Origin of the sequence: Methanolobus sediminis, assembly GCF_031312595.1 — an archaeon.
Classification (GTDB): Archaea; Halobacteriota; Methanosarcinia; order Methanosarcinales; family Methanosarcinaceae; genus Methanolobus; species Methanolobus sediminis.
The window spans coordinates 66757-82389 of record NZ_CP133592.1; the positions used below are offsets into that span (position 1 = coordinate 66757).

Genomic DNA, 15633 nt, shown 5'->3' on the forward strand with positions numbered 1-15633 from the left:
TTCATGAAATCTATCAAGAAACTGTCAACATCTTTTTATGCAATACTGATATTTTTACATTTATTTAGGATGTGAATGTAAAAATGAAAAATGTTAATATTACAAAAATAAATCCATTATCTCTTGGAAAAGTTATTGGACTTGTCACAGGAGTAATTGGCTTCTTTTTTGGATTAACAGGAATATTATTCATGGGAGCACAAACAACAGCAGGTATTGGAGCCGCAGAAATAATAGCAATACTAAGTATGGTTCTACTGGCACCTGTAATCTATGGGATCATGGGTTTTATCACAGGTCTTATTGCTGCAATCATATTCAATGCAGCAAGCGGATATATTGGCGGTCTGGAAATGGAAATTGAAGAGGTCTGACAAAAAGAATATTGTTTTTTATCGTTTTACTTAATAATCTGGAAATAGGTTGGGAATATGCCGGTTATGCATGTTAAAAAGATCAATGCCCTGTCAATGGGCAAAATAGTCGGACTGTACTTAGGGATTATAAGTTTCCTGTTATATGCAATATTGACCCTGGCAATAATACCATTTTTAATAGAAAATGGCGGCAGGTTCGGACTTATAGTAGGAGTTGCCAGGACCGAAATGATAATTTCAATACTCACGTTCCTTTTTGTGCCGGTATTTTATGGAATAGTTGGTTTTATTGCGGGCACGATAATAGCGCTTGCATTCAATTTTGCAAGTGAACATGCAGGTGGATTTGAGCTGGAAATCGAATCATATGGAACCAATGATTGATTTTTATATAACTCAATCAACTAAAATAGATATAACAACCATGCAGATAAAAAAGACCAATGTTCGATCATTTGCAAAAAAAGCTGCTATCATCTTTGCCGTTCTATTTGAACTTCTTGTAATCATATTCATGATCCCATCATCTCCAGCAGGTATAGAGAATGATGAATTATTGTTGATAGCAGGAGTAATCCTACTTGCACCTTTTATCTATGGGACAATAGGTTTTGCTGCTGGTACATTCATTGCAACCATATTCAATATTATAGTTGAAATCATCGATATTTAGAAAATAAGAATCAACAGATTATCCATTGATATATTTCAGAAAGAAACTACAAAACTGCTAATAATTAGAAGAAAATGAACAAAAAAAAGCCTGATGTATCAATAATTAAATCATACTTAAGTAACTATGTACTTTTGTCTTTGTACCTCTCATTTTTATTATATCTTTTAGTTTATGCTAACGAATTAGTAATCTTTATTTATCCAATAGTTTCCCTGGTCTATGGATGGAAAACAAAAAATGTTACGGGCTCTGTTCTAATTGGAATGCTCCCTATAACATTTCTGTTTCTTGATCTTCATATGGCAAATCTGGAAAATTATACGCCAGAGAGATTTGATTACGTAATAGCATATTTTGCTAAATTAATTATTCTTGGAGGAATTAATGGCTATTTAGCTGCAAAGCTTCCAAAACAATACTTTATTCTTCTACTCATAATCGGAACTTTTGTCTGGTATGCATTATTCATGTCAGGAATAGACTAACAGAAAAGAATGAACGAAGTTAAGGCTCGATCCACACCTCAAGCACCCTGTCCTTGATCTCGTACTCTTTTACAGTGGTGAGTTTCATATCCTTTGGATTCTCGATCCAGCCAAGGTCATAATCTTTTTTCTCCCTGCCACCGCAGCAGACTTTTCTCGTTATGCCAAGATTCAGCTTAACGCGGTCAACATCTGCCTCATTGATCTTTTCAACATCATCCTGATATCTTCTTTGAATAAGGATCATAGGAATTACCCGATTAAAATATAGCAATGCTCAAAAGATAACCATTTCCATCTACTGCAAATATAAGAGCAATTACAACAGTTCACATCAGTAATTTTGCAAGTAAAGGAGCCAGGAACACGGTTATAAGCCCTGCAATCCCGATTGCAAGACCACTCATTGCACCCTCTGTCTCACCAAGCTCAACAGCCTTTGTTGTTCCAAGAGCATGTGATGAAGTTCCGATAGCCACACCAAGAGCCACCTTATCTTCGATCCTGAACAACTTACACACCATAGGTCCGAGCAATACACCTGCAATACCTGTGAAAACTATTGCAGCCACGGTAACTGAAGGCAAACCTCCAAGCTGATTGGAAATTTCAATTCCAATTGGTGTTGTAACTGATTTTGGAATAAGGGAAACACTGAGTATCTCATCAAGTCCGAACATCTTGCACATAACAATGATACTTGTAATACCTGCTGCTGAACCAATACTTATTCCGGCAATGATCGGAATAACATTCTCCTTCAGCAAACTTATCTTGCGGTACAAAGGAACTGCAAGAATGACAGTCGCAGGTCCAAGGAAGAATGATATGAACTGTCCGCCATTATTATAGTCATCAAAACTTATGTGGAAGCTTAGAAGCAGGGCTATTATCATAAACATGCTGAGAACCAGCGGGTTCAGCAGAGGTGAGCCGGTCCTTTTGTAAATCTGGGCACCTGCATAAAATGTCACCAGGGAAATCCCGATGCCAAACACAGGAGACTGTACAAACTCAGATATAAGTTCACTCAACGGACTGCCTCCTTTTGATAAGTATCTGCACCGTTGCACCGGTGATGACTGCAATTATGAAGGTCGAGACCACAGAAATTATAAAAAGCGCAGTCCATTTTCCTTCAAGTACTGTGAAACAGGTAATGAATCCTACTGCAGCCGGGATGAAGAAAAATGAAAGGTGTTTTAGCAGGAAATTGCTAACATCCTCTATCATGGAGAGCTTGATAACTCCTGTGAGCAGAAGTACCAGAAGCAAGACCATTCCCAGAACATTTCCTGGAATCGGGATGTGAGAGAAACTGTGGATCAGGTCACCAAGATAGCATATTGCTAAGATGATGGCGAACTGGATGATGTATTTCATTTAAGGTCACTTGCGTTTTTAAGTATTCATTACAAACTGCATTCATCGCAGCCTGATGGAATGCTATAAAGTCAGTCGCAGATATTAGCGTTTTCGGTTCACATGCCGTGGCTACAAGTTTCAAAGATTTATAAGAATGAACGGGTAATGAAATACAAATGATAAAGGAACAGGTTTGTCACCTGTTTTCAAATCATCTCCTGTTTCCAAATTTGGAAGGTGGTGATCCACTCTTTTTACCTTGACTAGACTTATTCTGCCTGGAAGAACTACTATTGCTTCCTGAATTGTGGGATTGGACAGATTTTGCCTTCATGCTCCTTTTTGGCTTGTTACTGCCTGAACCATTTGGTGCAGATTTAGGTGCGGATTTAGGTGCAGATTTTCCGGAGCTGGTGTCATTGCCTGCATTGTTACCCTTGCCTTGACTGTTGCCACTGCTTTTCCTGCCGCCTTTGTCTTCACCTTTTTTACCTCTTCCCTGGCCTCTTTTATTACCTGGGTTTCCCCCTGGTCTTCCAAATTGTCTTGGTGCAGGTTTTGCATCGTCACCTGTGGCATTCATAGCTTTCTCGGAATGGTAGTCATGCTCTGCAACTTCAATTTCCATTCTGATGAGCTTCTCTATATCACGGAGGAAATCTCGCTCATCAGCAGCACAGAATGAGAATGCTGTTCCGTCGGCTCCTGCTCTTGCTGTACGGCCGATACGGTGGACATAGCTTTCAGAGATGTTTGGCAGGTCGTAGTTGATTACGTGGGAAATGTCATCAATATCGATTCCACGGGCTGCAATATCCGTTGCCACCAGCACACGAAGCTGTCCTGACCTGAAGTCCTGAAGAGCTTTTGTCCTGTGTGTCTGGGACTTGTTGCCATGAATTGCATCAGCAGAGATCTTGTTCTTGTTAAGCATCTGGGCGACTTTGTTAGCCCTGTGTTTTGTTCTGGTAAATACTAGGACACATTCCAAATGTTTACTTCTGAGGAGCTGAAGTATCAACTCGTTCTTGTCCTCAGAATCAACAAAGAATATGAACTGGTCTATGCGCTCTACAGTTGTTGCCTGAGGAGTGACTTCAACTGTTACAGGACTTGTCAGCATTTTCTTTGCAAGCTTTGAAATATCATGTGACATTGTTGCCGAGAAGAAAAGTGACTGTCTCTTGTATGGCAGCATTTCAACTATTTTATAGACATCTTTGACAAATCCCATGTCAAGCATCCTGTCAGCCTCATCAAGCACGAAATACTCGACCTCTGAGAGATTTACATGTCCCTGATCCACAAGGTCAAGTAAGCGTCCGGGTGTTGCTACAAGGGAATCTACACCCTTTGAAATAGCTTTTACTTGGGGAGCCTGTCCTACGCCTCCAAAAATGACTGCATGTTTGAACTGAGTGTATTTTCCGTATGTTGAAAAACTGTCCCCAATCTGCGCTGCAAGTTCCCTTGTTGGTGCCAGTACCAGTACGCGTGGACTTCCCCTTCGTGTCTTTTTGTGAGTACCTGACATGTTGTGCAGAATTGGTAATATGAATGAAGCGGTTTTGCCAGTACCTGTCTGGGCAATACCTATCATGTCCTTTCCACCAAGAAGATGTGGTATGGACTGCTGCTGTATGGGTGTAGGGGTTGTGTACCCTTCCTCTTTTAATGCGCGTTGAAGCGGGTAAATTAGATTAAGATCATCAAATGACATGTGAACCTCGGTTGCATTAAGTAGAATTAGTGTGCGACATATAGCGTCTGCAATATAAAACTCGTACTATCTGTAAATTTATCGATTATGATTTTATTCTACACAAACGATATCAACAAAGTTAAACAGTCAAAATCTTAAGAGAAAATGTGAATGTTAACTTCAATAATTTATCTGAAAAATTGTATGGTGCTCCGGCCGGGATTCGAACCCGAGTCTTCGGCTCGAAAGGCCGGAATGATTGGCCGGACTACACTACCGGAGCACGTTGATTTCGCTTTAGTGAAGCGACTCCAACATGGCATATATTGTATATAAACCTTTCGCCTGAATCAACACATTTCACCTGTTTCGGCATTGTCATTGAGATTTTCAACCCATGCAGTAAGCTTTCCACAGGTTTCAGGCTGACATGCATCCCTGCATCCTGCACAAGGTGAGAACATTTCTCCTGATAACAGGAGATCGAAGCAGGGCTTCTCCTCTTCCTTGACTTTCAGAAGGTAAGTCCTGGCTCCATTCGAGACAGCCTGCTCACGGGTGATAAGATTATCATCGAGAAGTTTAGAAACGACCCTGGAGCATTTACGACTATCAATCTCAAGCATCTTCCAGAGCTCGTTCTGGAAAACGCCTTCTTTGCTGTCACGAATAAGATTGTATGCAGTCTCTTCGATACTCATACTAGTTTCCACTGAGAGTTTATTCTTCCATAGGAACAACAAGAATGATATTGTTTCCACGCAACACAACTGAACCAAGGGAACGCAGACGCTCACCGTTTGCGACCTCTACAGTATCGACCATATGGAGATTCATATAATCGTCTGCACTTTTTAAAGTTCCTTCGAGAAGGTGAAGGTCACCTTTCATCTCTACCTGGACCTTGGATCCAACTAATTTCTGGACTTTCTTACTTGGGAACAAAATTAATCCTCTCTTTCATTTAGAATTTCAGGAATATATGGTATTTCGCATCTTAATTTAATGCAAATATGCCAGATTTATCACTGACTTTCTCCATATGAAATCTTTAGATATAAAAGAGTGTTCCTATGATATATAAACAACATCGTATTAACCTTCAGGAAACATCAAACCTGGAGAAAAAAATGTGTTGGTCCATTTATTCTATTTAAAATTATCTACATATCAATTGATTTATTACTTGATTTTTCAAAACTGATCTGTAATCAGCAATAAAAACAAATGCCTGATCAAGAAGTTTAATATGTGCATTCTTTACAGAGCAAATATTATAAGCAACCGAAGATTCCATTTAAAATAGATTTAAGATATAATCTTGATAATGGAATTTGGTAAGTTACGGTTAACGGCGTGAACATATATTTAAAATTTAAAACCAAGCCGAGAGTAATTGCATTCAACTGGCAAAGCATTTCCCCCAAGCCAAATGAGGACCAAAATTTTATACTAGCAAAGCAAAACAATAAAAGGGAAATTACAATGAAAGCCGAATTGATAAGTACGGTGTTCCTATCGGAAAAGAGAAAAAACACTCTCCTGATGTTAATGGACGGTCCAGCTACAGTCGATGAGATAAAAGATTCTCTTACAGGAACCACCAGTGCAATTATGGCTCAGGTAAAGATCCTTTATGAACAGGGGCTCATTGAGCAAAAAGAAGGAAAATACATGTTAACATGTATTGGAAAAATAGTAATGAAAAAAATAAAGCCCCTTATAGAGACACTTAATGTTGTAGAGGAGAACAAAGACTATTGGGACAGCAAAAATCTGAGTGCTATTCCTGAATTTTTACTCGATAGAATTGGAGATCTAGGAGAGGTAATGATCCATGAACCGGATTTGAATCACCTTTTTGAACCACCAAAGGCTTTGCTCACAAGTCTCAAACAGACTGAGAACGTCTGTACTTTTTATTCATATTTCTGTCCCACATGTCCCTATAATTATTCAGAGCTGGCAAATAAAGGAGTGAATTATAATCTTATTCTTACAAGACCTGTCTATGAAAGATTAAGGGATGAATATAAAGAGCAGCATGATGCAATGATGAATTCAGAAAACTCTAATATGTATATATGTGATGATGACTCTGTGAAACTGGGAGCTCTTTCCGTTACGGATGACATTATGCTCATTGCTTTTTTCAATAAGGACGGGATATTTGATCACAAAAAAGTTCTCAGTTTTGAGGAAAGCGCACGCAAATGGGGTATGGACCTCTTCCAGTATTACAAGGAAAGATCTGAAAAAGTCAATTGATCCCTGAAAAACATAATTCTTTTTTGACTCAGGATTTTCAATAATTCCAGTAATCTGGAAAACTCTTTTTTCTGGTTTATTTTCTGATCAGTTCAATTCTTCCGGACAGATGATTTAATTCATGGTCTTGATATTATCAAAGGTCTTCTTTTTTTCTTCATTACAGTTTTCCTGCATGGTATCATTCAGGATTACATCTTCTGCTATAACCATTCTTTGAACATTTGATGCTGCATTGATAATAATATGCATGTTGATTAATTACCTCGAGTTATTATAAATATTTCCAGACTGCTACTTATTTATGGTCAGGAATTACGGCTTGAATTAGTCTTCCCGGCCTGAAACAATTACTTACCACATAGATAGCAGGGACTGGAGAATATAACATCCTCCATTTCTGCTAGATAAAATAAGAACATAGGTGATCAAATCATGCCAGCAAAAGACTATGCACCAATAGATGAAAATTGGCTAGAAAATGCAGGAAGTTTATGGACAACACCTTGGGTTGACAAACCATCTGAAAGAGTTATCGTAGACCCGATCATTTTGTCCCATGCTGCAAGTCTGTTTAGAAAAAATGCGGGATATTTTTACCAGAACCCAGATGAAGCGATAAGGATGGTGTGCCATGCCTGTGAACTCTATGATGTCACTCCGGTAGGACACTACCTGTATGCCGATTATTGGGGACAGGACTATGGAGCGGAGATCAAGATACAGACCAATTCCCCACCGGGTATTACCAAGCGTCCAATAAAGACCGCTGAAGATGTTGACAACTTCGAAGTACTGGATAGTGATGAACTTGCTAAAGGTCCAACCCTTACAACACACTACAAGGCACTGGACACATGTAAAGAGGAATTCCCTCACATGTTCGCTCCTATCACTCAGCTTGGAGGAACAATGGAAGTTGCAACCAACTGGGCTGCGATTGAAGATGTATTCATGTGGATGATAACGGAACCGGAGGTAGTCGATAAGCTCTGTCAGAAGGCAGGAGACCACATGGTGAGTGCCTGTAAGGCCACTTCTGAGAGATACGGTGCAAACGTAATGATCACCGGTTCGGTTATCGCCAGCGGTGATCTCATGGACACAGAACAGATCAAGAGGTTCAGTTTCCAGCCGGTTTCCCGCGCTGTAAGGAAAGTCCTGAATGCAGGAGCAGGGCCAGGTATCTACTACCATCTTTGTGGAAACCACACTGATGACTATCAGATGTGGAAGAACGCTCCAATGAGTCCATTCACCATCGTACAGATTGGATATGACGGACAGAACATCTTCCCAACAACCAAGCTCGTAGAAGCCTTTGGTGACAGATGTACCTGTTTCGGTACGGTCGATACAAAACTAATAGACCGTGGAACACCTGCACAGGTCTATGAACAGGCAAAGGAGCAGGTCATTGCCGGAAAGGACAGTCCGAGAGGATTCATCCTGGGAACTGCCTGTGAATGTCCGACCAATGCACCGCCTGTGAATGTCCATGCACTCGTAAAGGCCGCAAAAGACCACGGAAAGTATGAGAAGTTCTAAGGAAAGGAGAGACAACAACATAAATAAAATTCAAGGAGTGTTTCACATGGATATCACAATAACTGAAGAACTTAACAACACACTGAAGGACAACGGCTTCAAAGAGGCAGAGATCAAGGAACTGATAGCCAACGCGGAATCCAGCGGTCAGAAGCTCAAAGCCAGAGATGGAGATATATCCATTGCAAAGGGCGGGGCAGACAACCTGACTGTCTATGCTGTATACTCACCTTCCGAGCTTTTAGATGTGTATGCCCACAAAATGAACATTATCGGTCTCACAGGAGGCGAACTCAACGAGATCGACTATGATGATGCAAGTAACTGGGCATGTGCAAAATGTGGTGAGATTGCACTGGAAAGGAACGTAGATATGACATACATGGGTGTTACAAGACCCGGACCGGGGCTTGTATGTCCGAAATGCAATGAATTCTACGTTTCAGATGGTGTTGCAAGGACCCTGAAGACCGCAGAAGCAATTCTGGAAGAAAAGAGAGCTTAAGCAAATCTCAGAATCACTGAGATCTAAATATACCACCTTTGAGAGGGATAACATGGAACAAATAGGAACGGTCCAGAGTCTGTGTCCGCAGTGCCTTGCTAAAATTGAAGGCATCAAGTATGTAGAGGACGGCAAGGTCTACATAATGAAGAACTGTGCCGACCACGGCAATTTCATTAACCTTGTCTCTGAAGATGTGAACCATTATCGTCAGATGGAGGAATGTTTTGATGTGGACAGGGCGAAAGCCAGGGAACCTCTGACAGAAACACAGCGTGGCTGTCCCTTTGATTGCGGCCTGTGTCCCTCTCATAAACAGGATACGTGCCTGGCAGTGGTCGAGGTCACTGACAGGTGCAATATGAAATGTACATATTGTTTTGCCAACTCATCAATGGACGAAAGTCTTGACCCTGACATGGATACAATCAGGCTGATGTTCGAGACGGTTAAGAAATGCCAGAATGAACCTACCTGTATACAGATATCAGGAGGCGAACCTACCATCAGAAACGACCTTCCGGAAATAATCAGGATGGGAAAGGAAATTGGCATAAATCACATTGAACTGAACACCAACGGAATCAGGATAGCCAGCGACCAGAATTATTTTGATAAAATTGCAGCCGCAGGAGTGGATGCCATCTACCTAGGATTCGACGGTGTATCGGATGATATATACATGCAGAGGACCGGAAGGAAGATGCTTGACGTAAAGACCGAGGTCATAAACAGGTGTGAGAAAGCCGGTATCGGTGTTGTTCTGGTACCGCTGGTTGCAAAGGGATACAATCTGCATGAAGTTGGCAGTATCATAGATTTCGCTGCAAGCAGAGTTCCGGCGGTCAGGGGTGTGCATTTCCAGCCGGTGTTCCACTCTGGAAGATCACCATCGGATATGAAGGACAAGGTAACCATACTGGAACTGCTTCGGGAAATTGAAAAGCAGACCAATGGACAGCTCAAGGTCAGCAACTTTACACCGGCTCTTATGCCACATGCACATTGCGGTGCCACATGTCTCACATTGATAGACAACGGCGGATTCCTGCCACTGACCAATGCTTCAATGGGTGCTGTCAAGTCAGCATCGGATGTTGCAAGCAAAACCAAGAAGTCTATTATGGGCAGGTGGAAGGGTCTTGAAAAGGATTCAACTTCAACTTCCAAGTCATCATGTGGTGACCTGCTGATAAAAAGCTCATGCTGTGAAAAGCCTCTGAGCAGCATAACCGTGAAGGGATCATGTTGCGAGAAACCGCTTATCGATATCCTTCCGAAGAACTCAGGTTCCGGTAAGGATAAGAGCGGAGGATGGGCTGATTTCATTGAGATGAGCAAGAACAATTATCTTACTATCTCAACAATGGCATTCCAGGACGCCTGGTCATATGAACAGGACCGTGTGGAAAACTGCTGCATACATGTTGTTACACGTGACGGGCGTTTTGTCCCGTTCTGTAATTACAATATGAGTGACTGCAACGGGAATACTCTTTACAGGAATGCACGATAATTCTATTTCATTTTCAAAATTTCATTTTATCCGGTTATTTTAGTTCGGGCAAATGACCGCATGGTCTGAAATTGTACAGGAGGAAGAAAATGAGTCTTCAGACAAAAATAAAGACATCTGTTCGCATGAACGTGGCAAAAAGAAAGCTTGATTCCAGAAAAATAAAGGCCCAGCACGGAAACCCGCTTGAACAGTGGGGACTTGCAAAAATAAGGAACGACATCAAAAGTAACAAGGTACTGAGCAATCACTTCAGCGGCGTTGAGCTTGACAGGGAAGCTATCAAAGAGTACAAGCTTATCAAGTTCAGGGAAGTTCTTGGTTACGTACTGGAGAACAGTCCCTATTATCAGGATCTTTATGCAAATGCAGGCATCGATGTTTCCACGTTCAGAAGTTATGAGGACCTGGAAAAACTACCGCTTACGGAGCAGGAAGACCTTGCGAACAAACCATATCACTTCCTTTGTGTCCCGAGAAAAGACATAATCCGTGAATTCACAAGTTCCGGGACAACAAATATGCTGAAAAGAATGGCATATACTCAGGATGAGCTGCTGGAGATCGTGGATTCCGTGATATCCGGTCTGAAGATGGCAGGCATGGATTCAAAGGATGATGTTTTGCAGATAATGTACCCCACAATCACAGCAACATGGGACCCGGGACTTGTTCTGAGTAAGGCATGTGCTCTTGGAGGTTTTAATTCCGTTATTGAGGATTCACTTGATGCCAGAGAGCAGATCAGGACTATGAAAGAATCCGGTACAACCTTTATTATCGGGACATCATCTTTCCTCTATAATCTTTCAATGCAGGCACATGAACTTATAGAACCAGGTGAACTTGGGATCAAGAGAATCATCTGTTCATCAGAACCCCTCACGGAGACCATGCGGGAAATGATCGAGAGCGTATGGGGCTGTAAGACTCTGCGTCAATGGGGAATGACAGAGCTTGGTCTTGCAAATGCTATCGAGTGTGAACATCAGGATGGCTTTCACCTTAACAACCCTGATTTCCTTGTTGAGGTTATCGACCCGAAGACAGGGAAGGTGCTGCCTGCTGGTGAAAAAGGCGAGCTGGTGGTCACCACCCTGAGAAGAAAATGTATGCCTCTTATACGATACAGGACTCGGGATATCACTTCAATTATCGATGAAACATGTATGTGTGGGGCCTGTCTGGACCAGAGGATCGGCGATATAGAGCGGTGGACCGGTGAATGATCCCAAGCCTCTCCACATCACTCCGTAAATATATAGCGGAGTTTATCGGGACATTCACACTGGTGTTCATTGCTGCGGGTTCTAACGCAGTGGACCATATATCACATGGCATCCTCGGTCTGACAGGTATGGCAATCGCCACCGGTGTAACCGTGATGGTGATGATCTATGCCATCGGCCATATCTCAGGTGCCCATATTAACCCGGCTGTCACAATTGCAATGTCTGTGACAGGAAAAATGGGCACCCGGGATTCTTTTGCCTATATCATATCACAGGTGGCAGGTGCCTGTGCTGCAAGTTTTATGCTCATGGAGATGTTCCCTTCCGCCGTGGGCAGTGTCCATCTTGGGGCTACAAGTCTTGGCACAAACATCTCCCCTGCAGCAGGAATGGTAATCGAGGCAATCCTCACTTTTTTACTGGTCTTTACGATATTTGGTGTTGCAGTAGACAGCAGGTCACCACCAGGTCTTGCAGGTTTTACCATCGGTGCTTTTGTCCTTCTGGCTATCCTTATAGGCGGACCGGTCACAGGCGCATCCATGAATCCCGCAAGGTCATTTGGTCCGGCCCTGATGGCAGGTTACTGGACAGATCATCTGGTTTACTGGATCGGTCCGATAATTGGCGGTATCGTTGCAGCATTAGTGTATGATAATGTGTTTATTAGCGATGCTGTTGTTGAGGAACGTGGGGATGCTGTTGGCGATGGGGTTTGAGATTGTTTTTCAAAAGATTGCTTTTTTGTGAAGGTTTTATAGTCTTTTCTAAGTATATTTGAAAAATAGATATCAAGTATATAAAAAATAAAAAAAGTAATTTTTAAATTAGTCGAATTAATTCAGCCTGCCCAATAGGTGGAATGCTCCTGGTCAATGTCGGACCAAAGAAAACTCTAACGTTCATTCCTTCTTTTAGATTCTCTGAATCAAAAAGACCTCCGTTTGGGTCTACTATTACTGTTTCCTCGGATATAACGAATTTAATTCCTTTTGTATATCCTGAGTTATTTACTTCCTCACCTTCAAGCAGGAGCATTGGATAAGAACCTCCCTCCTCGATTGAAGATATGGTTCCGTTAAGAATGTGTAGAGCTTCGGATTCTTCGTTGTTATATGTTGATTCTTCCCCTTCAACGAATAGCATTCTGCCACTATTGTTTCCTATAACAAGGACAAGCTGGTCATTTTCCATTGAGACAGTTGTCACATTATTTAATAGGGAAAGATATTGGCTATCCATTGAGTCGTCACCACAATAGACAAGTGTCATTATTCCTGGTAATAATGTAAGGTTGTTTCCTTCCAGTGTGTAGCTTCCGCTTCCAACATTACAGTCTGCTTTAATTGAGTATGTATTATCCGAGTTGAACACGATTTTATAATTTTCCGGATCAGGAACTACGGACTGGCTGGATGAAAGTGTCTCAGTCAATCCTGACCATTGCCATTCAATATCAGCTATATCATTTATGGAAATGGTTTCAGCTTCCATTTCTTCGTTGTTCATATCTTCCGAATTATCAACAGGTTCAGTACAGCCGGATACTAAAAGAGTGGCTGTGGCTAAAACACATATGAAAAGTAAAGTAAGTATTTTTCTCGTATTTTGCATAGGTTTTTGCTCCCTTCATTCCAGTATGAATTGTTGTTATTTAGTCTCTTCTTAAGCTTCGAACAGACCTGTAGTCTTTATCTATCTTTTAATAACAATGTCAGTAAGCCTGTTTTAAATCAAAGATTGATAGTGTGGTGTAGAAGTATTGATTTCAGTAAGCCTGCGTTTGCAGTTGAAAGGCAGGATTCAGACGATATAAGTCAAAAGATTCAATAATTATTTATTAAAATTTATCTTAACTAATATTGTAGAGAACAGACAGAATTCAACAGATAATTGGATCTGTATGAATGGTTTTATAATAAGCATATTAAGCTTTCTAGAAGGTATTTTATGAGTACTGCAATAAAATCAAAACATCCGAGAGACATATTCAATGAATTGAAATGGAAAGATGATCTTGATATAAATGAATGCAGCATAGAGTATATTCACAGGGGTGCACCTGGAAACACAAAAAAGGTTTCAGGTGAGGATATAGAAGACATTGGCCATTCATTCTTTACAGTTACTCCCGATACTATGATACCATATCATAGAATACTTAAAATCAAGTACAAAGGGGAAGTTATCTACGTAAAGAATTGACTATAGCATATTTGATATGCAATTTTTAATCCATGGAGAAGAATGCTGAAAATGATAAGCCTTTTACTCTAAACTCACATGTTAAGGAAAGGTTGGAGATGTGGGAATGCTAAAATATTCAGTAAACTTTAATCATTTCGATAACTGCAAAAACTAATTAATAAAAAGGAAAGCAAGGCAAATTATGAATGTCTTACTTTCTCTTCTTCATGGTCCACAAAGCCGCCAGCAATCCGATCACAGCAAGAATCAATTCAAAGCCTGGTTCTGACATTGTTGCCTGACGTTCAATCACAGAATCAAAGAGTTCTTTGGAATTATCGAGATACTCACTGGCTCTTTCCATGTTATGTATACCATGGCTGCCGTCCGCCTTGACCGCTTCAAGATAGAAGACAGCATTGTTGTAATCTGCAAGCGCAGCATCATATGTGTGGGTTCCGTTCAATTCTTCCAGTGACTCGCTGGCATTGATCCTGATCGTTTCAAGGTCATTGATCCTTCTCACGATGAGTTCCTGCTTTGCCTTTACCACCGGAATAAAGACTTCCTGATGGCAATCATAACAACCATTGGTAGCGTTGGGGCTGAACAGGATTTCAGGCTTGAAATCAAAGGTATGCCCGGTTATAGCAGATTCTTCGGTAGTATCATTGTATTCCTGAGTGACCATATGACAATCTGAACAACCTATGCCTACAGGATGGATACCTGTATCATAGATTGATCCATTGTACATTTCCCATTGGGGATGCAATACCCGGGTTGTCTGTCCATCTGGTACTGCATGTTCAGAATTATGGCAATTCCCACACAACAAAACGTCATCCTCTATCCAGTAACCAGTTGAATGAGGTTCATGGCAGGCAACACATGTAATACGCCATTCTGATACTTCGGAGGGTTCAGGAACCTCATCAAGGTTCAGTCCGAAGATATCCGGGTCTTCTAAATTTGGAATTGCACCGTCTGTTGCTTTGCAGGAAACACAGGAATTGTCTCTGTCAAGGATATACGGTTCCGCAATATCGGTTGGTTCTGAATGACTTTCCATGGATGTTATATTGAAATCCGGATTACTGAACTCGTCCCATTCCTCGATCATCGGATGATGTTCATCTCTATGGCAGTTTCCGCATATTTCTGCAGAAAGGTTCACTTCTGGTGCATAATAAGAAGGTTCATTTATATGTGCATTATAACCTTCAGCCGGTGGATTATGACAGACTTCACAGGTGATGGGTTCAATTGTTGTTTCAATATCTTCTCGACCCCACGTTTCTTTGATGGAAGATTCAAGATGGCATTCTGTACATTCTTCAATATTCAGAACCGAACCCCCGGCAGCTTTCAGTGATTCGGCATGTGCTGAAGCGTTCCATTTTTCATAAATTTCAATATGACAACTTTTACATGTTTCAGGTTGCCATGCCTCTGCTGTGCTACTAAAAATAAGTAATATAACCAGAGCTGGACAAATGTATTTCAGCAAATAATTACCCCCATGATTTAACCCATATTAAAATCAGATATTATTCTATTTAACAGGATTGTTCTGTTCAGTATCTGTTTACTTTGAATGCTCATGTTAAGAAAAGGTTGGAGATGTGGGAATGAATCATCTTCATTGATAACTCGATAAGAAAAGCATTCTAATGATGGGAAAAAGATTCAATAATTATTTATCAGAATTTAGGCTCTGTAGAAAACCTACTTCCTATTTTATTTTGACATAACAATTTCAAAGGATTAAT

The 15633-nt window shown here is 41.0% G+C and carries 20 protein-coding genes and 1 tRNA gene; 11 read left to right on the forward strand and 10 right to left on the reverse strand.

The genetic code is table 11. The annotated features are described in order from the left end of the window. Positions 1 to 83 precede the first annotated feature (83 nt). The 4 genes from RE474_RS00320 (at position 84) to RE474_RS00335 (ending at position 1538) form a co-directional block, all read left to right on the forward strand. Positions 84 to 374, forward strand: coding sequence for a hypothetical protein (locus RE474_RS00320; protein WP_309311005.1), 291 nt, complete (start codon positions 84 to 86; stop codon positions 372 to 374). A gap of 57 nt (positions 375 to 431) precedes the next feature. After that, the gene (locus tag RE474_RS00325) at positions 432 to 761 is read left to right on the forward strand and encodes a hypothetical protein (protein ID WP_309311006.1); all 330 of its coding nucleotides are present in this window, start codon (positions 432 to 434) and stop codon (positions 759 to 761) included. Positions 762 to 801: 40 nt separating this feature from the next. Beyond that, entirely contained in the window at positions 802 to 1050 is a 249-nt protein-coding gene (locus RE474_RS00330; RefSeq protein WP_309311007.1) for a hypothetical protein, read from the forward strand. Between the two features lie 74 nt (positions 1051 to 1124). Further along, positions 1125 to 1538 (forward strand): hypothetical protein, encoded by a 414-nt coding sequence (locus tag RE474_RS00335; protein ID WP_309311008.1) that lies wholly within the window; start codon positions 1125 to 1127, stop codon positions 1536 to 1538. A gap of 19 nt (positions 1539 to 1557) precedes the next feature. Here the strand turns inward: RE474_RS00335 and RE474_RS00340 are convergent, their stop codons facing one another. The 7 genes from RE474_RS00340 to RE474_RS00370 all read right to left on the reverse strand — a co-directional run bounded on the left by RE474_RS00340 (position 1558) and on the right by RE474_RS00370 (position 5550). Further along, complete coding sequence (locus RE474_RS00340) at positions 1558 to 1785, reverse strand: hypothetical protein (RefSeq protein WP_309311009.1); 228 nt, start codon at positions 1783 to 1785, stop codon at positions 1558 to 1560. 82 nt (positions 1786 to 1867) lie between these two features. Further along, positions 1868 to 2572, reverse strand: coding sequence for an LrgB family protein (locus tag RE474_RS00345; RefSeq protein ID WP_309311010.1), 705 nt, complete (start codon positions 2570 to 2572; stop codon positions 1868 to 1870). Beyond that, entirely contained in the window at positions 2565 to 2921 is a 357-nt protein-coding gene (locus tag RE474_RS00350; RefSeq protein ID WP_309311011.1) for a CidA/LrgA family protein, read from the reverse strand. The genes RE474_RS00345 and RE474_RS00350 overlap by 8 nt, the downstream gene beginning before the upstream one ends. A gap of 193 nt (positions 2922 to 3114) precedes the next feature. Continuing rightward, entirely contained in the window at positions 3115 to 4623 is a 1509-nt protein-coding gene (locus tag RE474_RS00355) for a DEAD/DEAH box helicase (protein ID WP_309311012.1), read from the reverse strand. A 187-nt stretch (positions 4624 to 4810) separates the two neighbouring features. Next, positions 4811 to 4888, reverse strand: a tRNA-Glu gene (locus RE474_RS00360). 67 nt (positions 4889 to 4955) lie between these two features. Then, on the reverse strand, positions 4956 to 5306 hold the full coding sequence (locus tag RE474_RS00365; protein WP_309311013.1) for a helix-turn-helix transcriptional regulator: 351 nt from the start codon (positions 5304 to 5306) through the stop codon (positions 4956 to 4958). A gap of 19 nt (positions 5307 to 5325) precedes the next feature. After that, positions 5326 to 5550: an LSM domain-containing protein gene (locus RE474_RS00370; RefSeq protein WP_023843753.1), complete on the reverse strand. Its 225-nt coding sequence runs from the start codon at positions 5548 to 5550 to the stop codon at positions 5326 to 5328. A gap of 540 nt (positions 5551 to 6090) precedes the next feature. Between RE474_RS00370 and RE474_RS00375 the strand changes: the two genes are divergently transcribed. Further along, positions 6091 to 6873: a helix-turn-helix transcriptional regulator gene (locus RE474_RS00375; protein WP_309311014.1), complete on the forward strand. Its 783-nt coding sequence runs from the start codon at positions 6091 to 6093 to the stop codon at positions 6871 to 6873. A 114-nt stretch (positions 6874 to 6987) separates the two neighbouring features. Here RE474_RS00375 and RE474_RS00380 read toward each other — a convergent pair whose 3' ends face one another. Continuing rightward, positions 6988 to 7125 carry a hypothetical protein gene (locus RE474_RS00380; protein WP_309311015.1) on the reverse strand — a complete coding sequence of 46 codons (138 nt, stop codon included), beginning with the start codon at positions 7123 to 7125 and terminating at the stop codon, positions 6988 to 6990. A 183-nt stretch (positions 7126 to 7308) separates the two neighbouring features. Between RE474_RS00380 and RE474_RS00385 the strand changes: the two genes are divergently transcribed. The 5 genes from RE474_RS00385 (at position 7309) to RE474_RS00405 (ending at position 12393) form a co-directional block, all read left to right on the forward strand. Further along, positions 7309 to 8421 (forward strand): uroporphyrinogen decarboxylase family protein, encoded by a 1113-nt coding sequence (locus tag RE474_RS00385; protein WP_309311016.1) that lies wholly within the window; start codon positions 7309 to 7311, stop codon positions 8419 to 8421. Positions 8422 to 8467: 46 nt separating this feature from the next. Beyond that, positions 8468 to 8926, forward strand: coding sequence for a DUF7479 domain-containing protein (locus RE474_RS00390; RefSeq protein ID WP_309311017.1), 459 nt, complete (start codon positions 8468 to 8470; stop codon positions 8924 to 8926). A 52-nt stretch (positions 8927 to 8978) separates the two neighbouring features. Beyond that, entirely contained in the window at positions 8979 to 10442 is a 1464-nt protein-coding gene (locus RE474_RS00395) for a radical SAM protein (protein ID WP_309311018.1), read from the forward strand. Between the two features lie 89 nt (positions 10443 to 10531). Beyond that, positions 10532 to 11671 carry a phenylacetate--CoA ligase family protein gene (locus RE474_RS00400; RefSeq protein ID WP_309311019.1) on the forward strand — a complete coding sequence of 380 codons (1140 nt, stop codon included), beginning with the start codon at positions 10532 to 10534 and terminating at the stop codon, positions 11669 to 11671. After that, the gene (locus RE474_RS00405; RefSeq protein WP_309311020.1) at positions 11668 to 12393 is read left to right on the forward strand and encodes an MIP/aquaporin family protein; all 726 of its coding nucleotides are present in this window, start codon (positions 11668 to 11670) and stop codon (positions 12391 to 12393) included. Before RE474_RS00400 ends, RE474_RS00405 begins: the two co-directional genes overlap by 4 nt. 103 nt (positions 12394 to 12496) lie before the next feature. Here RE474_RS00405 and RE474_RS00410 read toward each other — a convergent pair whose 3' ends face one another. Beyond that, the gene (locus tag RE474_RS00410; protein WP_309311021.1) at positions 12497 to 13288 is read right to left on the reverse strand and encodes an META domain-containing protein; all 792 of its coding nucleotides are present in this window, start codon (positions 13286 to 13288) and stop codon (positions 12497 to 12499) included. Between the two features lie 336 nt (positions 13289 to 13624). On the opposite strand from RE474_RS00410, the gene RE474_RS00415 reads away from it, so the two are divergent. After that, complete coding sequence (locus RE474_RS00415) at positions 13625 to 13879, forward strand: DUF504 domain-containing protein (protein WP_309311022.1); 255 nt, start codon at positions 13625 to 13627, stop codon at positions 13877 to 13879. Positions 13880 to 14072: 193 nt separating this feature from the next. Here RE474_RS00415 and RE474_RS00420 read toward each other — a convergent pair whose 3' ends face one another. Next, a complete protein-coding gene (locus tag RE474_RS00420; RefSeq protein ID WP_309311023.1) occupies positions 14073 to 15371 on the reverse strand; it encodes an ammonia-forming cytochrome c nitrite reductase subunit c552 in 1299 nt (432 codons plus the stop codon). Positions 15372 to 15633 lie beyond the last annotated feature (262 nt).